Raw genomic sequence first — 19,616 nt, forward strand, 5'->3', positions numbered from 1 at the left:
GGCGCTCCCGCGAGACCGCACCACCACGACCATTGAGGACCCACATGACCTTCCTTCCCGCGACGTTCCGTCCGCTCCACGAGGGCTGGACCCTGACCGCCGCCGAGCTCCCCGCGGACGCAACGGTGGACGCTGCGGCGCTGGCCGCCGGCGTCCCGGCCGCCGTCCCGGGCGAGGCGCACCTGGACCTGCGCCGCGCCGGGCTCATCGCGGACCCGTTCGACGGCGACAACGAGGCCGCGCAGCAGTGGATCGGCGACACGTCCTGGCGGTACGAGACGGTGTTCTCCTGGGCCGACGACGGCTCGGAGCGCCACGACCTGGTCGCGCTCGGCCTCGACACCGTCGCGGCCGTGTCGCTCAACGGGACCGAGGTGGGCCGCACGCAGAACCAGTTCCGGTCCTACCGCTGGGACGTGCGGGAGCTGCTGCGGGAAGGGGAGAACACCCTCTCGGTGGTCTTCGCCGCCCCGGTCCCCGAGGCCGCCGCGCGCGCCGAGCGCGACGGGGCCCTGCCGCACACGAACCACCACGCGTACAACCAGCTGCGGAAGATGGCCTGCTCGTTCGGGTGGGACTGGGGCGTCGACGTGGCGGGCGCCGGGATCTGGAAGCCGATCGGCCTCGACTCGTGGTCCGGGACCCGCGTCGCGGGCGTGCGGCCCCTCGTGGACGTCGTGGAGAACGCCGAAGGCGGCCACGACGGCGTCCTGACCGCGCACATCGACGTCGAACGCGCCGAAGGGGACGACGAGACGGAGGTCCTCCTCGTCCTCACCGGCCCCGACCGCCGCCCGCTGGAGACCGTCGCCTCCGTCCTCCCGGGATCTGACTCCGTCACCGTCGTCCTCGACGTTCCGGACGTGCGCCGCTGGTGGCCCGCCGGCCACGGCGACCAGCCGCTGTACGACATCGGTGTCGAAGTGGGCCAAGGGGAGTGGCGCGGCCGCATCGGCTTCCGCACCGTCGCGCTCGACACCGCCCCCGACCCCGCCGGGGCCCCGTTCGACCTCCGCGTCAACGGCGAGCGCGTGCTGGTGCGCGGCGCCAACTGGATCCCCGACCACGCGTTCCTCACCGAGATCGACCGCGACCGGTACGCCCGGCGCGTGGCCGACGCCCTCGACGCGAACATCAACCTCCTGCGCGTGTGGGGCGGCGGCATCTACGAGTCCGACGACCTCTACGACCTCGCCGACGAGCACGGCCTCCTCATGTGGCAGGACTTCCTGTTCGCCTGCGCCGCGTACAGCGAGGACGACCCGCTGCGCTCGGAGGTCGAGGCCGAGGTCCGCGAGAACGTGGCCCGCCTGAGCCCGCACCCGTCCCTCGTCCTGTGGAACGGCAACAACGAGAACACGTGGGGCTCGGTCGACTGGTCCTGGGCGCACCGCCTCGGCGGCCGCGGCTGGGGCGACGCCTACTACACCGAGCTCCTCCCGTCGATCCTGTCCGAACTGGACCCGACCCGGCCGTACTCGCCCGCGAGCCCGTTCTCCTTCGGCGACTACCGCCACCCCAACGACGAGCGCTACGGCTCGATGCACATCTGGGACGTGTGGAACCGCGTCGACTACTCCGTGTACGCCGACTACCGGCCGCGCTTCGTCTCCGAGTTCGGCTTCCAGGCTCCGCCGGCGTGGTCGACCCTCGCCAAGGTCGTCCACGACGAGCCCATGGACCCCTTCGGCCACGAGATGCTCGTCCACCAGAAGGCGCACCAGGGGAACGCGAAGCTCCAGCGCGGCTGGCAGGGCCACCTGCCCGACCCGCAGTCCATCGAGGACTGGCACTGGACGACGCAGCTCAACCAGGCCCACGCGATCCGCTTCGGCGTCGAGCACTTCCGGTCCCTCACGCCCCACAACACCGGCACGATCCTGTGGCAGCTCAACGACAACTGGCCCGTGGTCTCCTGGGCCGCGGTCGACTTCGCCGGGCACCGCAAGCCGCTGTGGCACGCCCTGCGCGACATGTACGCCCCGCGCCTCGCGACGCTCCAGCCGCGTCCCTCGGACAAGGCGCGGGCCGAGGCGTGGGAGGGCCTGCCGCCCGAGCTCGACGCCCTGGGCCTGGTCCTGGTCAACGACACCGGCGAGGACTACACGGGCGGCTTCACGCTCGTGCGCGAGTCCTTCGACGGGACCGTGCTCGCCAAGGCCGCCGTCGAGGCGACGGTGCCCGCGCGCGGCGCGGCCACCGTCGTCGTCCCTGCGGAGGTCGCGGCGTTCGGCGACCCGGCTTCGGAAGCGGTGGTGGCCGTCGCCGACGACGGGGCCTTCGCGACCGCGTTCCACTACGGCGCCGAGGTGATCGGCCAGCGGCTCGACCCGCGCCCGCTCCGCGTCGAAGCCGTTGCGGCACACGGGGTCGTGGAACTCCACGTCACCGCCGCGTCCCTCGCACGTGACGTGTTCTGCCACGCCGACACCGTCGACCCGCTCGCCCGGGCCGACCGGGGCATGATCACCCTGCGCGCCGGGGAGACCGCGGTCGTCCGCGTCGACACCCCCGCCGGGGGCGACCCGGCGGCGTTCGCCGCCGCCCTGCGCTGCGCCAACGACCTGCTCTAGCACCGACGATCCGCCGCCCGGCCCGCGAGGCCGGGCGGCGCCGCGAGGAGACACGCCATGCGATGGTCCACCGGAGACTTCGACCTCGACTTCGCCACCGGCGCCGACGCACCGGTCACCCTCACCGCGTTCACGCCCGCCGGGGCCCCGCCGGGCCCGGCCGCGACCACCCCGCCGCTCGTGGAGGTCCAGGTCCTCGGCCACGGCCGCTTCCCCGGCAGCCACCGCTACTCCTGCACCACCGTCGGCGCGCGCCTGCGCTACACCGGCCACGACCTCGCCGACGGCACCCTGCGCCTCCACCAGATCGACCCCGTCACCGGCCTCCACACCACCAGCGTCTTCGCACCCTCCGACGGGGCCGTGCGCACCTGGACCGTCCTGCGCGCCGGGGAGTACCCGGTCGTCGTCCAGGCTGTGACCTCGCTCGTCCTCGGCACCTTCGTCAACGGCGACACCACCGTGGACGAGCTCGACGTCCTGTGGGGCGACAACGACTGGGTCGCCGAGTCCCGCTGGCACCGCGCCCCGCTCCGCGAGGTCGGCCTGCCCGCCATGGACCCCGCCGTCCACCACCACATGAACCGCGCCCGCATGGCCGTCACCACCCGCAGCTCCTGGTCCACCGGCGAGCGCCTCCCCACCGGCCTCGTCGCGGGCCCGGACACCGCGCTGGCCTTCCAGATCGAGCACAACGGCGCCTGGCACTGGGAGCTCGGCGAGGACCGCACGGGCGCGTCCCTCGCGCTCCTCGGCCCCACCGACGCCGAGCACCAGTGGAGCACCACGCTCGCCCCCGGCGAGATGTTCACGTCCGTGCCCGCCGCGTTCACCCTCGCCCGCGACGCCGACGACCCGGTGAGCGCCGCCCTCGCCCGCCTCACCGCCCACCGCCGCGCCCTCACCGCCGCCACCGGCACCGCCGGGCTCTCCGGCCCGCTGCCCGTGGTCTTCAACGACTACATGAACACCCTCATGGGCGACCCGACCGCCGCGAAGATCCTCCCGCTCGCCGAGGCCGCCGCCCGCGCCGGCGCGGACTACTACTGCATCGACGCCGGCTGGTACGACGATGACGACGGCGGCTGGTGGGACGCCGTGGGGGAGTGGGAGGAGAGCCGCTCGCGCTTCCCCGACGGCCTCGGCGCCGTCCTCACCGCGATCCGCGAACTCGGCATGACCCCCGGGATCTGGCTCGAACCCGAAGTGGTCGGCGTCCGGTCCAAGATCGCCGACACCCTGCCCGCGGACGCGTTCTTCCAGCGCGGCGGCCACCGCGTCGTCGAGCACGGCCGCTACCAGCTCGACCTGCGCCACCCCGCCGCCCGCGCCCACCTCGACGCCGTCGTGGACCGCCTGGTGGGCATGGGGATCGGCTTCTTCAAGCTCGACTACAACATCATGCCCGGACCCGGCACCGACACCGGCGGCCTCGCCCCCGGCGCGGGGCTCCTGGAGCACTGCCGCGCCTACCTCGACTGGCTCGACGCCGTCCTCGCCCGCCACCCCGGGCTCCTGGTCGAGAACTGCGCCTCCGGCGGCATGCGGGCCGACTACGCGACCCTCTCCCGCCTCCACCTCCAGTCCACCTCGGACCAGCAGGACCCGCTCCTGTACCCCGCCATCGCCGCCGCCACGCCCGCGTCGATCCTCCCCGAGCAGGCCGGGCACTGGGGCTACGCGCAGCCCGAGATGGGCACCGAGGAGTCCGCGTTCACGCTCGTCGCCGGGCTCACCGGCCGCCTGTACCTCAGCGGCCACCTCGCCCGGATGGGCGACGAGCAGCTGGCGCTCGTCGCCACCGCCGTCGCCGCGCACCGCGAACTCCTGCCGCACAACGCGGCCGCCGTCCCCTCCTGGCCCCTCGGCCTCGACCACCGCGGCCCCTGGCAGGCGTTCGCCCTCCACACCGAGGCCGCCACCGTGGTGACCGTGTGGCGCCTGCCCGGCGCCCCCGACGCCCTCGAACTCGCCCTGCCTTCCCTGCGCGGCGAGCACGTCACGTGCGACCAGGTCTTCCCCGCCCCCGGCACCCCCGGCATCGGCGAGTGGAGCACCGCCTGGAACGCCGCGGACGGCGCGCTGCGCATCGCCGCGGACGTCCCCGCCCCGACCGCGCGCGTCCTGCGCCTGACGAGGAGCGCCTAGGCCGCGTTCTAAGATCGTGACGGCCGAGGCTGCGGCCTCGGTCACAATCCGCTCCCGGGTGTCACAGAACCGGGGCCCGTCCGGCTCTCAGATCGGCAACACCACCCGCCGACCGAGGAGGCCCCCGTGGACCCCGGCACCGAACCGGACACCGCGACCGCGGTGTTCACCGACCACCGCGAACTGCTGTTCGGCATCGTCTACGCGATGCTCGGCACCGTCGCCGACACCGAGGACGTGCTCCAGGAGACCTGGCTCTCCTGGGAGGCCCGCTCGCACGGCGCGCCGATCGAGCACCCCCGCGCCTACCTGGCGCGCGTCGCGATCAACGCCGCGCTGGCCCGCCAGGACGCCGTGCGCCGCCGCCGCGAGACCTACATCGGGCCGTGGCTGCCCGAACCGGTCCCGACCGAGTCCGACGGCGCGGACCGCGCCGTCCACGCCGAGTCGGTGTCGTTGGCGCTCATGGTGGTCCTGGAGTCGCTGACGCCCGCGGAGCGCGCCGTGTTCGTGCTCGCCGACGTCTTCGGCTACGGCCACAACGAGATCGCCGCGATGCTCGGGCGCACCCCGGCCGCGGTCCGCCAGACCGCGCACCGCGCCCGCGGCCACGTCCAGGCCCGCCGCCCGAAGTACCGGGTCGACCCGGCCGTCCACCGGCGGGTCACCGAGCGGTTCATGGCAGCCGTGTCCGGGGGCGACCTCGACTCGCTCATCGCGCTCATGGCCCCCGACGTGGTCCTCACCTGCGACGGGGGCGGGCTCGCCCCCGCGGCCGGGCCGCGCCCGATGCACGGGCCCGAGCGCATCGCCGAGTTCCTCACCGGCCGCTTCCACCTCCGCGGCGAGGGGCTCTCGGTCGGCTTCCAGCCCGTCAACGGCTCCCCGTCGGCCCTCATGGTCCGCGACGGCGCCGTCGTCGGCGTCCTCATGCTCGACCTCCAGGGCGAGGCCGTCACCGGCGTCTACGCCGTCACCAACCCCGAGAAGCTCACCCGCCTCCACTGAACGGAGCCCCCAATGACCACGCTCTATACCGTCCTCCTGCTCGTCGGCGGCCTCGCCAACCTCGGGTCCGGCATCGGCGCCGCCGTCCGCCTCAAGGTCATCCTGCCGCTCATGGACGGCGCGCACGTGCCGCAGTCCATGCTGGTCTTCCCGATCGGCGTCCTCAAGATCGCGGGCGGCCTCGGCCTGCTCGCCGGGTTCGCCTACCCGCCGCTGGCCCTCGCCTCCGCCGCGGGCCTGATCCTGTTCTGGGCCTGTGCGGTCCACACGCACGTCCTCGCGAACTTCTGGCCGAAGGAGACCGTCGGGACGTTCTCGTTCCTCGGCCTCGCCGTCGCCACGCTCGCACTCGGCCTGGCGCTCTAGCCCTTCCGCGCGACGAGGTCGCCGATCCCGACGAGGAGCCGTTCGAGCCCGAACTCGAACGAGGAGTCGTGGTCGGCGTCCCCGTCGCGCTTCGCCTCCTCGGCGACGCGGTGCGCGGTCGGGAACCGCTCCGGGTCGAGCACGAGGTGCAGGAACGGCTCGTGCGCCTGCCAGAACCGCTCCTCGGTGCGCCCGGCCCGCTCGTCGCTCTCGGCCTGCCGCTGGAACCGGGCCGCGCCGGAGACGAAGCTCGTCAGCGACATCACCGCGGCGTTCATCTCCGCGGCGCTCAGCCCCGTCCCCTCCAGGGCCGCCAGGTCCCGGTCGTACTTCGCGGTCACGTTGGGCCCGAACGCGGGCCGCGCCGCAGGGAGCTCCAGCAGCCACGGGTGCCGCAGGTACCGCTCCCGGTCCCGCCGCGCGATGGCCGCGCACTGCTCCCGCCAGTCGCCTCGCCCCGCAGGCGCTTGCGCCGCGTCGGCGAACACGTGGTCGAGCATGAGCGCGTACAGCTCCCGCTTCCCCGGCACGTGCGTGTACAGCGACATCGTGCCCGCCCCGAGCCGCTCGGCGACGCCGCGCATCGTCACCGCCCCGATCCCGTCGGCGTCCGCGATCGCCACCGCCGCTTCCGCGATGGCGCCCACGGTCAGGCCGCTGCCGCGGCTCGGGCGCTCGGCCGTGCGCCACAGGAGCGGCAGCACGGCGCCGGGATCGGGCCATCGTTGCGAGTTCACGCGCCGATTCTAATCCCTTGCCGTACCCGGTACGCCTGCCGTATGTTGTACGGTACGACGTACGACAACGGAAGGAAACCCCATGTCCGCCATCCGATTCCTGCGCTGGAGCCCCGACGGCCGCCGCACGGTCCTCACCCTCGAACCCGGCCCGGCCCCCGCCTCACCGAGGCCCCCGCCCCCGACGGCCTCGCCGTCCCCGGCGCCGCCGGGATCGCCGTCCTCGACGGCAGCGCCCTCGACGACCCCGCCGACTGGCTCGCCTCCGGCGCGGCCCCGCTCGGCGCCGTCCTCTACACCGGCCCCGGCCCCGAGGCCCTCCTCGCCGCCGTCAGTGAAGGCCGCACCGACGACCTCGCCCCCACGCAGGCCGCGGGGGAGATCCACGTCGAGGCGGCCCCGGACGCCGTCTGGTCGGTCCTCGCCGACGTCCAGCGCTGGCCCGAGGTCCGCGGCGACGTCCGCGACATCGACGCGCCCGCCCCCGCCGCCCCCGGCACGACCTTCACCTGGAGCGCCGGTCCCAACCGCGTCACCTCCACCTTCGGCGCCGTCGAACCCGGACGCCTCCTCACCTACGTGAGCACCAGCGCGGGCGCCCACTTCACCCACGTCTACCGCACCGAACCCGCGGCAGGAGGAACCCGCCTGTCCTGCAAGGAGACCCTGTCGGGCCCGGTGGTGGCCGCGCTCCTCCCGAGCGCGGCCCTCCAGATCGGCGTGGACACGTGGCTCGCGGGCGTCAAGGCCGCCGCCGAGTCCCGCTAGCGGTCAGGCCGGGTCGAGGCCGGAGACGATCGCGCGGACCGTCGCGGCCACGAGCCCGCGGTCCAGCGGGGCGCGTTCGAGGACGCGGTGGATCGGCCAGCCCTCGATGAGCACGTCGAGGGCGAGGCACACGTGCTCGGGGAAGTGCAGCTTCAGGCTCTCGCGGCTGCGCAGGAGCCACGTCCGCAGGATCTCCATGGCCTCCGGGCGGTGGTTCGCGTAGGCGTACATCTCGAAGATGAGCGTCATCTCGCGGGACGTCCCGTACTCGGGGCCGCAGATGAGCTGCACGACCGCGGCCTCCGCCTCCTCGCGGGTCGCGGCGCCCTCCAGGGTCGCCCGGTAGTGGACCGACATCGTGTCGGCGAGGCGCGCGAACGCCTGCGACAGCAGGTCGTCCATGCCCTCGAAGTAGTACGTGAGCGACCCGAGCGGCACCCCGGCGCGGGCCGCGATGCGCCGGTGGGTCGTTCCGTGGACGCCCGACGCGGCGACGACGTCGAGCACGGCGTCGAGGATCCGCTCCCTGCGCCCGGGGTCGTTGGGGACCTCGCGCCGTGTTCCTCCCATGTGACCAATCTGCCATAGCCGGGGATCCGGCCCGGCCGCCCCGCCCCCGCAAGTGTGTACGGTTGTACAGACTCGTCCCCGCCCCGAGAAGGCCCGCCCGTGACCGCTTCCGTCCGCACCCGCAGGAACGCCCTGTCCGGGCTCTTCTTCCTCCCCGGCATCACCATCTCCTCGTGGGTCACCCGCACCCCCGACGTGCGCGACCTCGTCGGCGCCTCCACCGCGCAGATGGGCCTCATCCTCTTCGGCCTCTCCATCGGCTCCATGACCGGCATCCTCAGCTCCGGGTCCTTCGTGTCCCGCTGGGGCACCCGCCCGGTCATGATCGCCGGGACCCTCGCCATGGCCGCCGCGTCCGGGGTCATCGGCACCGGCGCCCACTTCGGCTCCGGCCTCGCCGTCGCGATCGGCCTGGGCCTCTTCGGCTGCGGCATGGGCGGCGCCGAGGTCGCCTTCAACATCGAGGGCGCCGAGGTCGAACGCCTCCTCGGCCGCTCCGCCATGCCCCTCATGCACGGCTTCTTCAGCCTCGGCACCGTCGTCGGCGCCACCGCGGGCATGATCCTCACCGCCGTCGCCTTCCCCGTCGTCGCGCACCTGTGGATCGCCGCCGCCATCGTTATCGCCGGACTCGCGATCGCGATCCGCCCCGTCCCCTCCGGCGTCGGCCGCGTCGTCCGCTCCGGCACCGCCGAACGCACACCCCGCCCCGCCGTGTGGAAGGACGTGCGGCTGCTCCTCATCGGCGGGATCATCCTCGCCCTCGCCATGGCCGAGGGCACCGCCAACGACTGGCTCCCGCTCCTCATGGTCGACGGCCACGGCTTCGACGCCGCCCTCGGCTCCGCCGTCTTCGCGATCTTCGCCGCCGCCATGACGATCGGCCGGTTCATCGGCGGCCGCTTCGTCGACCGCTACGGCCGCGTCGCGGTCCTCGCCGCCTCCGCCGTCGTCAGCGCCGCCGGAATGGCCCTCGTCGTGTTTGTCGACAACCAGGCCGTCGCGGCCGCCGCCGCGATCCTGTGGGGCCTCGGCGCCGCCCTCGGCTTCCCCGTCGCGATCTCCGCGGCCGGCGACTCCGGCGAGCACACCGCCGCCCGCGTCGGCCTCGCCGCGACCATCGGCTACGTCGCCTTCCTCGTCGGACCGCCCGTCCTCGGCTTCCTCGGCGAGCACTACGGCCTCCGCTCGGCCCTCATCGCCGTCCTCGTCCTGGTCCTCGCCGCCGCGTTCATCACCCCGGCCGCCCGCAAGAACACCGAGGTCGAAGAACCGGTCGCGACCCGGACATAAGCCGACTGTCGCCCCGATGGTGTAGACAGGTCACCATGGTCCTCCCCGCAGAGCACGTCGCGCCCGCCATGATCGAAGTGGGCGAAGGGCACCGCCTCGCGGTGCGCCGCCGCGGCGAAGGCGGCGTCCCGCTCCTGCTCGTCCACGGCTTCCCGTGCACGAGCCGCATCTGGTCGCACAACATCCCCGCGCTGGCCGCGGCCGGGTTCGACGTGGCCGCGCCGGACCTGCGCGGCTACGGCGACTCGGACTTCGCACCGGACGGCTTCTACGACTTCAACGCGTTCAACACCGACCTGACGGGCCTGCTCGACGCGCTCGGCTGGGACCGCGCGGTCGTCGCGGGCCACGACCTCGGGGCGATGGTCGCGATCGACCTCGCCAACCGGCACCCCGGCCGCGTCGACCGCCTCGTGGTCCTGGACGACTCCATGCCGGACCTGGACGAGGCGTTCGCGGCCGCGGGCATCCCCGCGTCCCGCTCCAAGCCCGCGGTGTACGACTACCAGCGCCTCCAGGGCCGCCGCGCCGACGAACTGGTCGCCGAACTCGACACGCCGGAGCGGCGCCGCCGCTACATCGGGGAGTTCTTCGGCCACCGCCTCTGGTGCCCGCCCGACGCGTTCGACGAGGAGGACCTGGCGTTCCTGACCGAGCCGTACGCGGACGCCGAGCGCCTGCGCGCGTCCTTCGCCGACTACGAGGTCGTCATGGGCGCCCGCCCGGTCTCGGCCCCGGAGATGATCGACCGGCCGGTGCCGCACCGCACGCTCGTGCTCGTCGGCACCGACCAGGTGACCCTCGGCGAGCACATCGACGAGCGCGTCGCGGTCGCCTTCCCCGAGGCGGTCGGCCCGTACTGGATCAAGGGCGCGGGCCACTTCATGCCGTGGGAGCGCCCGCAGGTCGTCAACCGCGCGATCACCGCGTTCTGCGGCGACCTGCTCGCCCGGGTCAGCCGACCGTGACGTCCACGGTGTGGAGCCCGGTCGCGCCGTCGGGGATGACGCCCTGCACGGCGCTGGTCTGGACCTGCCCGTCGCCGTCGGTGGCCCTGACGGTGAGGGAGTGGTCGCCCGAGGGCGCGTCCCATTCGTAGCGCCACTGGCGCCACGTGTCGCCGCTGGGCACGTCGGACAGCTCGCACGGCAGCCACTCGCCGCCGTCGACGCGCAGTTCGACGGCGCTGATGCCGCGGTGCTGCGCCCAGGCGACCCCGGCGACGGCGACGGTGCCCGTCCCCGCCCTGCTCCTGGGGGTGTCGATGCGCGACTGGGTCTTGATCGGGCGCGGCTCGGACCAGCCGCGGGTGATCCAGTACGCGTCGTAGCTGTCGAACGTGGACAGTTCGAGTTCGGTGAGCCACTTGGTGGCCGAGACGTACCCGTACAGGCCGGGGATCACTAGTCTCGCGGGCCAGCCGTGGTCGAGGGGGAGCGGCTGCCCGTTCATGCCGACGGCGATCATCGCGTCCCGCCCGTCGAACACGAGCTGCGTCGGCGACCCGGCGGTCCACCCGTCGGTCGACCGCGAGATCAGCTGGTCGGCCGCGGGGTCGGGCCCGGCCTCGGCGAGCAGGTCGGCGAGGGACACGCCGAGCCAGCGCGCGTTGCCGACGAGGTCCCCGCCGACGGGGTTGGAGACGCACGCCAGGGTGATGTCGCGTTCGATGAGCTCGCGGCCCAGCAGGTCGTCGAAGGTGAACGTCAGCTCCTTGTCGACCATGCCGTGGACGCGCAGCGTCCAGGTGTCGACGTCGACCTGCGGGACGGTGATCGCGGTGTCGATCCGGTAGAAGTCCCCGTTGGGCACCCGGTACGGGGAGAGGCCGTCCACTTTGAAGTCCGCGACCGGCCCGGGTTCGACGGCGGGCACGTCCGCCTCCGGCAGCTTGACCGCGTCCCGCTGCGCCTCGACCCCGGCAGGCCCGGACCGCCCGGCCCACCACGAGGCCGCGAACCCGGCCGCGGCGACGCCGCCGAGCACCATGAGGAACCCGCGCCTCCCGGCCTCCTCTCCCTGGAACCTGTTGCCCCACCACTGGAGTCCCGCGATCGCGACCGCCCCGGCCAGGAGCGAGGGCACGACGGCCTCCGGTCCGAGTCCGGGCCTGGTGAACGCGGCGGCCGCGCCGACGAGCGCGAGCACGGCGACCGCGATGCGCGCGGGCCACGGCCTCGCCCGCCACAGCAGCCCGACGCCCGCGCCGACCACGGACACGCCGATGAACAGGCCGAGGATGAGCAGCGGCTTGTCGAGGGTGCCGACGAGTTCGATGAACCAGTGCGACACTTCGAGCGGGACGACGGCGATCACCGCGTCCGACAGCGCCGACAGCGGCGCCGAGCGCGGCTCGTAGAGCGCGGCGGCGAGATGCCCGAGCGCGAGTCCCGCGACGGTGGCGAGCAGCCCGGCGGCGGCCCAGGAACGCGGCGATGCGTGTTGCGTGGTGTTCACCCCTCCATCTTGAACCGCCGCGGACGCGATTGCCCGGCGGCGGTGCTTACGTTCCGCTAAACAAGGGCGGCGGGCGATTGCGCCAGCGCCTGCGCGAAGTCCGCGACGAGGTCGTCGGCGGCCTCGATGCCCGCGGAGAACCGCACGGCCTCGCCGGACATGCCGCCCGCCCCGTCGAGGTCCAGGCGGGTCACGAGCGACTCGACGCCGCCGAGGCTCGGCGCGGCGTACGGGAGCCGCAGGGCCTTCACGATCGCCTCGGCCGCGGGCGCGCCGCCGGCCGGGAGGAACGTGACGACCGACCCGAACCCGTCGAGCAGCGCGGCCGCGCGCCGGTGGTCGGGATGCGAGGCCAGGCCCGGGTAGCGGACCGCGGCGACCGCATGGTGCGCGTCGAGGAGTTCGGCGACGGCCTGCGCGTTCTCGTTCTGGCGCCGCACCCGCAGCGCGAGCGTCTTGAGCCCGCGGGCGAGCAGGAACGCGGCGTGCGGGTCGAGGCTCGCGCCGTACGAGCCGAGCACGGCGGCGACGCGCGCGATGCGCTCCCGCGAGCCGGTCACCGCGCCCGCGGTGAGGTCGGAGTGGCCGTTGAGGGCCTTGGTCGCCGAGTGGCACACCAGGTCGAAGCCGACCGTGTGCGGCCGGAACACCACCGGGGTCGCCAGCGTGTTGTCGATGAGGGACGTGAGCCCGTGCGCGCGGGCGAAGCGGGCGGCCCCGGCGAGGTCGCCGACCCTGGTGAGCGGGTTGGTGATCGTCTCGGTGAGGAGCGCCTTCGTGGACGGTCGCAGGGCCCGGCGCCAGGCGTCGGGGTCGCCGGGGTCGACGAGGTCGAACGTCCAGCCCAGGCGGGCGGCGTGGTCGGTGAGGAACCGGTGCGTGCCGCCGTAGAAGTCGCCCGCGGCGATGAGGTGGTCCCCGGTGGCGAGGACGCTGTGGAGCGCGGTCGTGATGGCGCCCATGCCGGACGCGGTGGCGACGGCCGCCTCGGCGCCTTCGAGGGCGGCGAGCCTGCGGTGCAGGTGCCGCTGCGTCGGGTTGGTGCCGAGCCTGGAGTAGGGGGCCTCGCCCCGGTCGGTCTCGAAGACGGTGCCCTGGAAGAGCGGGAAGACCACCGAGCCGCCCGCGGCGGGCCGCGGCTCGCCGCCGTGGACGGCCAGGGTCTCGAACGTGTCGGTCATGCCGCTGACGCTACGGCCGCGGCCGCCTTGAAGGCCACGGATTGTCCTTACGTTTCGCTTACGTCCGCCAGCGCCGGGGTCGCGGCGTCGATGAGCTCGCGGACCTTGTGGAGGTTCGCCTCGAACACCGCGAAGACCGCGTCCTGGCTGACCGGTTCGACGTCCGGGTCCTCGTCGAGCCCGGCGTCGTAGTCGGTGACCAGGGCGATACCGACGAACGGGAGGCCCGCCTCCATCGCGAGCGGCGCCTCGGGGCACTGGGTCATGTTCACGACGTGCCAGCCGGACTCGCGGTGCCAGCGCGACTCGGCGCGGCTGGAGAAGCGCGGGCCGTTGACGACGACGACGGTGCCGCCGTCGTGCGCGGTCACGCCGACTGCGGCGGCGGCGTCGAGGACGATGCGGCGCAGCCGCGGGTCGTACGGTTCGGCGAACGGGATGTGGACGGGGCCGTCCGCGAACTCGTCGTGGAAGGTGGACTCGCGGCCCCAGGTGCGGTCGACCACCTGGTCGCAGACGACGAAGTCGCCGGGGCGGATCTCGGGCCGCAGCGATCCCGCCGCGAACGGGGAGACGAGGGCGCGCACGCCGAGCCGCCGCATGGCGTCCACATTGGCCCGGTAGTTGACCTTGTGGGGCGGGAGGCGGTGCCCGGCGCCGTGGCGGGGCAGGAACGCGACCCGGACTCCCGATATCTCAGTGACGGAGACCGGGGCCGAGGGAGGCCCCCAGTCGGTCGCGATGGCGAAGGTCTCCGCTTGCGCCCCAAGGGTGTAGAAGCCTGATCCGCCGAAGACGCCGACGTCGGCGCGGGGGAGGTCGTTCATGCATCGCTCCTGTTCGCTCGCGCGGCGGCCCTGGCCCGTGCCAGTTGCGCCCGCATGTCCTTGACGGCGCGGAGGGTCCCGCCGACGGTGCCCGTGACCTTGCTGCGGCCGACCCTGGGCCGGTAGGGGACCGGCAGCTCCGCGATCCGCCACCCGTCGAGCCCGGCCCGCAGGACCATCTCCAGGGGCCAGCCCGAGCGCCGGTCGGCGGTCCCCAGCTTCAGGAGCGCTTCGCGGCGGGCCGCGCGCATCGGCCCGATGTCGGTGACGCGGGCGCCGCACGTCCGCTCGACCTGCCGGGCGAGGTACCGGTTGGCGAGGCGCCCGTGCAGCGGCATCGCACCGTCGTCCGCTTGCCTCGCGCCCAACGCGAGGTCCGCTTCCCCCGCGAGGACCGGCGCGCACACCGCGGGCAGGTCCGCGGGGTCCAGGGACGCGTCGCAGTCCATGAACGCCACGACCGGCGCGGTCGCCGCGGAGAGCCCCGCGAAGCACGCCGCGCCGAAACCGCGCCGCGGCTCGGCCACCACCCGCGCGCCGAGGCCCGCGGCGACCTCCGCGGACCCGTCGGTCGAGCCGTTGTCGACCACGATCGGCCGGTACCCCTCCGGCATCCGCTCCAGCACCCACGGGATCGCGTCCCGCTCGTCCAGGACCGGCAGGACCACGTCGACCACTGGAAGCAGCCGCCGCACCAGCGCCGCGGTCCGCGTCCCGGGCGCGAACGCCGCGATTGCACGAGCATCGGCCGCGTCGTCGAGGTCCCGCAGCACCGGCAGCTCCGCGACCTCCAGGCCCAGCGCCTCCAACTGCTTGCGCTGGAGCCGGCCCGTGTCGCCGGTGCTCATCGGCACGTCCGCGAACGCCTCGGGATGCGGCCGGGCCAGGCCCAGCGCCCACCACCCGCCGTCCTCGGCGAGGCCCAGTGCCGCGTCCGCACCCTCGGTGACCACGGCCAGCGCCGCGTCCAGCAGCTCCGGCGTCACCTGCGGCGTGTCCATGCCGATCTGGAGCCCCGGGCCGCCCGCGTGCGCCCACGCCGCGGCGAGCCGCTCATTGAAACTGCCCTCCACCTGCGCGAACACCTCGAACCCCGGCGGCAGCCACGGCCCCGGCTGCCCGTCGAGCGCCAGCAGCAGCCGGTCGGCCCCGCACCGGGCCACGGCCTCCAGGGTGTCGGCGAGCGCCGTCTCCGCGACGGCCGCGGCCTCCGCAGGAGTCAACGGCGGCGTGAGCCGGGTCTTGGACCGGCCCGGGACCGGGGCTTTCGCCATGACGAGGAGACGGGTCCGCTGCATCTGGCCGATGCTAGTTGCGCACAGGGCGCTTCCAGGCCCGCTCGATCCTTACGGTTCGCGAAAGTCTCGGCAGGTCGCGTGACGGACGGCCGCCGTATCGGGCATCGTTGCACCCATGACCTCCCGAGCCGACCCGCGCGTCCTGGTCGTCGACGACGACCCCGCCCTCGCGGAGGTCGTCGCCCGCTACCTGCGCCGCGACGGCTTCGACGTCGACTACGCCGCCGACGGCGCCACCGGCCTCGACCGGGCCCTCGCCACCCTCCCCGACCTGGTCGTCCTCGACCTGATGATGCCCGGCCTCGACGGCTTCGAGGTGTGCCGGCGCCTGCGCGAGGCCACCGCGATCCCCGTGGTCATGCTGACCGCGCGCGGCGAGGAGACCGACCGCATCACCGGCCTCGACCTCGGCGCCGACGACTACGTGACCAAGCCGTTCTCCCCGGGCGAGCTCGCCGCCCGCGTCCGCGCCGTCCTGCGCCGCACCGCCCCCAAGGACCCGGCGCCCGCGGTCCTCACCGGCGGCGGCGTCGCCGTCGACACCGTCGCCCACCGCGCCACCCGCGGCGGCGAACCCCTCGACCTCACCGCGAAGGAGTACGACCTGCTCGTGTGCTTCCTGACCAGCCCCGGGCGCGCCTTCCGCCGCGAGGAGCTCCTCGAAACCGTGTGGGGCTGGAGCATCGGCGACACCTCCACCGTCACCGTCCACGTGCGGCGCCTGCGCGAGAAGATCGAGGACGACGCCTCCGCGCCCCGCCACCTCACCACCGTCCGCGGCGTCGGCTACCGGTGGGAGTCCTGATGCGGCACTTGACCAACCGGCGGGTCGGCTCGCTGCTGATCCTCGCCGTCGCCCTCGCCGCGGCCTCCGCGCTCGCGGTCGCCTTCGACTTCCCGCCCCGCGACATCGCCGTCCTCGTCGTCACCGCCGCGGTCGCCTCGGCCCTCGCCGGCGTCGTCGGCGGCCTGGTCCTGCGGCGCCTCCGCGGCCGCGGCGCCCGCGTCCAGACCATGACCGTCGCCCTCTCCTCGGTCCTGGTCGCCGCCACCGGCGTCGTCACCGCCGCGCTCGCGATGTTCATCTCCTACCACGACCTAGTGCTGCTGTTCGTGGTCCTCATCGTCGCCTCCGGCGTCGCGTTCGGCGCCGCCTGGCAGCTCGGCGACGACATCGGCGCCGGCGCCGAACAGGTCGGCGCGTACGCCCGCACCATGGTCGACGGCCACGGCCGCATCGCCGCCGAACGCGCCCCCGCGGTCACCGGCCCCGGCGAACTCGCCGCCCTCGCCGGAGAACTCGCCGACGTCTCCCGGCGCCTGGACGAGTCCCAGCGGCGCGAACGCGCCCTCGAAACCTCACGGCGCGAACTCATCGCCTGGGTCTCCCACGACCTCCGCGCCCCGCTCGCGACCATCCGCGCCATGGCCGAGGCCCTCGACGACGGCGTGGTCGACGACGACGCCGCCGTCAAGCGCTACCACGCCCAGATCCGCACCGACGCCGAACGGCTCTCCGCGCTCGTCGACGACCTGTTCGAGCTCTCCCGCATCAACTCCGGCACGCTCCGGCTCGGCCGCGAGCAGGTGGACCTGCGCGACGCCGTCGCCGACACCCTCGCCGGGGCCAGCGCCGCCGCCGACCTCAAGGGCGTCCGCGTCATCGAGCGGCTCACCGCCCTCCCCGACGCGGAGGTCTCGGCGCGCGAATGCTGCCGCGCCCTCGACAACCTCTTCGACAACGCCATCCGCCACACACCCGCCGGAGGCACGGTCCTCATCGAGGCCCAGGCCGCCCCCGGCGCCGCCGTCCTGTCCATCCAGGACGAATGCGGCGGCATCCCCGAGGCCGACCTGCCCCGCGTGTTCGACATCGCGTTCCGCGGCGACGAGGCCCGGCGCCGCGACGAGCGCGGCGGCGGCCTCGGCCTGGCGATCAGCCGCGGCCTCATCGAAGCCCACGCGGGCACCGTGACCGTCGCCAACACCGCGGGCGGCTGCCGCTTCACCGTCCGCCTGCCCGCCGGGGACCGCCGGTGACGGTCAAGGCCCGCACCGCCGCCGTCCTCACCGGCTGGGCCCTGCTCCTCGCCCTCGCCTGGGTCCTCGGCCAAGTGAAACTCGACGTCACCGAAGGCCGCCACCAGCTCGGCGCGATGCCTCTGTTCGGCAGCTGGGAACCCCACCTCGACGCCACGCTCCTCGCCCCGATCGCCCTGGGCGCCTTCCTCATCGCGTTCCTCCCGGCCGCCGCCGCACGCTGGCGCTGGCGGTGGACCGCCGCCGCGACCGCCCTCGCCGCCGTCGCCTTCAGCCTCGCCCTCACCGTCGCCCACTCCCACCCCCGCACCTGGACCGACCTCGACCACCACTACGCGGGCAACATCCACCTCATCGACGACGCGGGCGGCCCCGCCGCGTTCCTGGCGCACTACACGCAGCTCCAGCTCGACGGGGCCTACCCGATCCACTTCCAGTCCCACCCGCCCGGCCTCGTCCTGTTCTTCTGGGGCGCCGAGCGTCTCGGCCTATCCGGGCTCCTGTTCCAGAACACCGTGATCCAGCTCGGCGTCGCCGCCGCGGCCCTCGCCGCGCTGGCGATCGGCCGCGACGTCGCGGGAGAGCGCCTCGCCCGCCGCGCCGCGCCGTTCCTGGTCATCGCCCCGGCCGCCTACTGGCACAACACCGCCGACCTCGTCTTCGCGGGCGTCACCCTCGCCGCCGTCGCGTGCCTGGTCCTCGCCACGAACCGCACCGGCGCCCGCGCCGCCGTCCTCACCGCGGCCGGGGGGCTCCTCGCGGGCGCGGCGCTCATGCTGTCGTTCTCCGCTGCGCTGCTGGCGATCCCGGTCCTCGTCGTCGCCGTGTGGCGCCGCCGTTGGGGCGTGTTCCTCGGCGGCGGCGCGCTCGCGGCCGCCGTGGTCCTTGCCCCGCTGGCCTGGGGGTACTGGTGGCTCGACGGCCTCCAGGCGACGCGCGTGCGCTACTACGCGGGCGTGGCCGCGATCCGCGGGTACTGGTACTTCCTGCTCGCGAACCTCGCGGTCCTCGCGCTCGCGCTCGGCCCGGCGACCGCGGTCGCGCTCTCGCGGCTGCGGGACCGGCGCATGTGGATCGTCGTCGGCTCGTGCCTCGCGGCCGTCGCGGTCGCGGACCTGTCGGGCATGTCCTCGGCCGAGACCGAGCGGATCTGGCAGCCGTTCATGCCCCTGATCCTGCTCGCCGGGTGCGCCCTCCCGCGCCCCCGGGCGTGGCTGGCGGTCCAGCTCGGAGTCGCCGTCGTCCTCGCCGCCGCACTGCGCGTGCAGTGGTGAACCACCAACAGCACCAGAGAAAGGCGAACGCATGCGCGTACTGGTTACCGGCGGCGCCGGGTTCATCGGCGGCGCGGTCTGCCGCCTCCTCGCCGCCCGCGGCGACGACGTGGTCGTCCTCGACTCCCTTGCGGCCCACAAGGAGACCCCTGACTACCTGCCCGACTCCGCGGAGCTGATCGTCGGCGACCTCGCCGACGAGGACGCCGTGCGCCGCGCGGTCGAGGGCGTCGACGCGGTCTGCCACCAGGCCGCCCGGGTCGGCCTCGGCGTCGACTTCGACGACGTGTCCGCTTATGTCGCCGACAACGACGGCGGCACCGCGAACCTCCTGCGGGCCCTGTGGCGACGCTCCTTCACCGGGCGGCTCGTCGTGGCCTCCTCCATGGTCGTCTACGGCGAGGGCCGCTACCGCTGCCCCGCGCACGGCGACGTCCGCGCCGCCCCCCGCACCGCCGCCGACCTCGACGCCGGCCGCTTCGAGCCCCGCTGCCCCGCCTGCGGCGCGGCCCTCGCCTGGGCCCCGGTCACCGAGGACGCCCCGCTCGATCCCCGGAACGTCTACGCCGCCACCAAGGTCCACACCGAGCACCTGTCCGCCCTGTACGGCCGCGAGTCCGGCTCGCCCGTCTGCGCCCTGCGCTACCACAACGTCTACGGACCCCACATGCCCCGCGACACCCCCTACGCGGGCGTCGCCAGCATCTTCCGCAGCGCCCTCGAATCCGGCCGCGCTCCCCGAGTCTTCGAGGACGGCGCCCAGACCCGCGACTTCGTCCACGTCGACGACGTCGCCCGTGCCAACCTCGCCGCCCTCGACACCGACTGGACCGGCGCCGCGAACATCGCCTCCGGTGAACCGCACACCATCGCCGACATGGCAACAGCCCTCGCCGCCGGATTCCCCGCCGCCCCGGACCCCGTGGTCACCGGCGAGTACCGCCTCGGCGACGTCCGCCACATCGTCGCCGCCCCCGATCTCGCAGCCGAGAACCTCGGCTTCCGCGCCTCGATCCGCTTCGCCGAAGGCATGGCCGCCTTCGCCCACGACCCGCTCCGCTGACTCGCGGGCTGAT

At 74.3% G+C, this 19,616-nt stretch carries 17 protein-coding genes and 1 pseudogene; 11 read left to right on the forward strand and 7 right to left on the reverse strand.

All coding sequences use genetic code 11. The annotated features are described in order from the left end of the window. Positions 1 to 44 precede the first annotated feature (44 nt). The 4 genes from AB0A65_RS15340 (at position 45) to AB0A65_RS15355 (ending at position 6,095) form a co-directional block, all read left to right on the forward strand. Positions 45 to 2,573 (forward strand): glycoside hydrolase family 2 protein, encoded by a 2,529-nt coding sequence (locus AB0A65_RS15340; RefSeq protein ID WP_359951662.1) that lies wholly within the window; start codon positions 45 to 47, stop codon positions 2,571 to 2,573. A 57-nt stretch (positions 2,574 to 2,630) separates the two neighbouring features. Next, on the forward strand, positions 2,631 to 4,721 hold the full coding sequence (locus AB0A65_RS15345) for a glycoside hydrolase family 36 protein (RefSeq protein ID WP_359951664.1): 2,091 nt from the start codon (positions 2,631 to 2,633) through the stop codon (positions 4,719 to 4,721). A gap of 126 nt (positions 4,722 to 4,847) precedes the next feature. Further along, positions 4,848 to 5,729: an RNA polymerase sigma factor SigJ gene (gene sigJ, locus AB0A65_RS15350; RefSeq protein ID WP_359951666.1), complete on the forward strand. Its 882-nt coding sequence runs from the start codon at positions 4,848 to 4,850 to the stop codon at positions 5,727 to 5,729. A gap of 12 nt (positions 5,730 to 5,741) precedes the next feature. Further along, positions 5,742 to 6,095, forward strand: a complete 354-nt coding sequence (locus tag AB0A65_RS15355; RefSeq protein ID WP_359951668.1) for a DoxX family protein — start codon at positions 5,742 to 5,744, stop codon at positions 6,093 to 6,095. Here AB0A65_RS15355 and AB0A65_RS15360 read toward each other — a convergent pair. Further along, complete coding sequence (locus AB0A65_RS15360) at positions 6,092 to 6,832, reverse strand: TetR/AcrR family transcriptional regulator C-terminal domain-containing protein (RefSeq protein WP_359951670.1); 741 nt, start codon at positions 6,830 to 6,832, stop codon at positions 6,092 to 6,094. The two genes, AB0A65_RS15355 and AB0A65_RS15360, sit on opposite strands and share 4 nt — an antisense overlap. 42 nt (positions 6,833 to 6,874) lie before the next feature. Here AB0A65_RS15360 and AB0A65_RS15365 point away from each other — a divergent pair, with 42 nt between their 5' ends. Beyond that, entirely contained in the window at positions 6,875 to 7,600 is a 726-nt protein-coding gene (locus AB0A65_RS15365; RefSeq protein WP_359951672.1) for an SRPBCC family protein, read from the forward strand. A gap of 3 nt (positions 7,601 to 7,603) precedes the next feature. Here the strand turns inward: AB0A65_RS15365 and AB0A65_RS15370 are convergent, their stop codons facing one another. After that, positions 7,604 to 8,170, reverse strand: a complete 567-nt coding sequence (locus AB0A65_RS15370; protein ID WP_359951674.1) for a TetR family transcriptional regulator — start codon at positions 8,168 to 8,170, stop codon at positions 7,604 to 7,606. Between the two features lie 99 nt (positions 8,171 to 8,269). On the opposite strand from AB0A65_RS15370, the gene AB0A65_RS15375 reads away from it, so the two are divergent. After that, positions 8,270 to 9,463, forward strand: a complete 1,194-nt coding sequence (locus tag AB0A65_RS15375; protein WP_359951676.1) for an MFS transporter — start codon at positions 8,270 to 8,272, stop codon at positions 9,461 to 9,463. A 35-nt stretch (positions 9,464 to 9,498) separates the two neighbouring features. Beyond that, positions 9,499 to 10,431 carry an alpha/beta hydrolase gene (locus AB0A65_RS15380; RefSeq protein WP_359951678.1) on the forward strand — a complete coding sequence of 311 codons (933 nt, stop codon included), beginning with the start codon at positions 9,499 to 9,501 and terminating at the stop codon, positions 10,429 to 10,431. Here the strand turns inward: AB0A65_RS15380 and AB0A65_RS15385 are convergent. The 5 genes and pseudogenes from AB0A65_RS15385 to AB0A65_RS15405 all read right to left on the reverse strand — a co-directional run. Then, a complete protein-coding gene (locus AB0A65_RS15385; RefSeq protein ID WP_359951680.1) occupies positions 10,418 to 11,920 on the reverse strand; it encodes a molybdopterin-dependent oxidoreductase in 1,503 nt (500 codons plus the stop codon). The two genes, AB0A65_RS15380 and AB0A65_RS15385, sit on opposite strands and share 14 nt — an antisense overlap. Before the next feature lie 56 nt (positions 11,921 to 11,976). Next, a complete protein-coding gene (locus AB0A65_RS15390; protein WP_359951682.1) occupies positions 11,977 to 13,101 on the reverse strand; it encodes a PLP-dependent transferase in 1,125 nt (374 codons plus the stop codon). 47 nt (positions 13,102 to 13,148) lie between these two features. Then, positions 13,149 to 13,928 carry an MTAP family purine nucleoside phosphorylase gene (locus AB0A65_RS15395; protein WP_359951684.1) on the reverse strand — a complete coding sequence of 260 codons (780 nt, stop codon included), beginning with the start codon at positions 13,926 to 13,928 and terminating at the stop codon, positions 13,149 to 13,151. After that, the gene (locus tag AB0A65_RS15400) at positions 13,925 to 14,614 is read right to left on the reverse strand and encodes a glycosyltransferase family 2 protein (RefSeq protein ID WP_359952216.1); all 690 of its coding nucleotides are present in this window, start codon (positions 14,612 to 14,614) and stop codon (positions 13,925 to 13,927) included. Before AB0A65_RS15400 ends, AB0A65_RS15395 begins: the two co-directional genes overlap by 4 nt. A gap of 165 nt (positions 14,615 to 14,779) precedes the next feature. After that, positions 14,780 to 15,226 (reverse strand): annotated as a pseudogene (locus AB0A65_RS15405) (DUF2064 domain-containing protein); the annotation flags it as partial. A gap of 115 nt (positions 15,227 to 15,341) precedes the next feature. On the opposite strand from AB0A65_RS15405, the gene AB0A65_RS15410 reads away from it, so the two are divergent. From AB0A65_RS15410 to AB0A65_RS15425, 4 genes are read left to right on the forward strand one after another with little or no spacing between them, the layout of a single operon-like run. Beyond that, the gene (locus AB0A65_RS15410) at positions 15,342 to 16,031 is read left to right on the forward strand and encodes a response regulator transcription factor (RefSeq protein ID WP_359951686.1); all 690 of its coding nucleotides are present in this window, start codon (positions 15,342 to 15,344) and stop codon (positions 16,029 to 16,031) included. After that, positions 16,031 to 17,266 (forward strand): HAMP domain-containing sensor histidine kinase, encoded by a 1,236-nt coding sequence (locus AB0A65_RS15415; protein WP_359951688.1) that lies wholly within the window; start codon positions 16,031 to 16,033, stop codon positions 17,264 to 17,266. Before AB0A65_RS15410 ends, AB0A65_RS15415 begins: the two co-directional genes overlap by 1 nt. Next, the gene (locus AB0A65_RS15420) at positions 17,263 to 18,540 is read left to right on the forward strand and encodes a hypothetical protein (protein ID WP_359951690.1); all 1,278 of its coding nucleotides are present in this window, start codon (positions 17,263 to 17,265) and stop codon (positions 18,538 to 18,540) included. Before AB0A65_RS15415 ends, AB0A65_RS15420 begins: the two co-directional genes overlap by 4 nt. 31 nt (positions 18,541 to 18,571) lie before the next feature. Beyond that, positions 18,572 to 19,603, forward strand: a complete 1,032-nt coding sequence (locus AB0A65_RS15425) for an SDR family NAD(P)-dependent oxidoreductase (RefSeq protein WP_359951692.1) — start codon at positions 18,572 to 18,574, stop codon at positions 19,601 to 19,603. The last annotated feature ends 13 nt before the right edge of the window (positions 19,604 to 19,616 follow it).

This window comes from Glycomyces sp. NPDC047010 (assembly GCF_040644205.1).
Taxonomy (GTDB): Bacteria; Actinomycetota; Actinomycetes; order Mycobacteriales; family Micromonosporaceae; genus Glycomyces.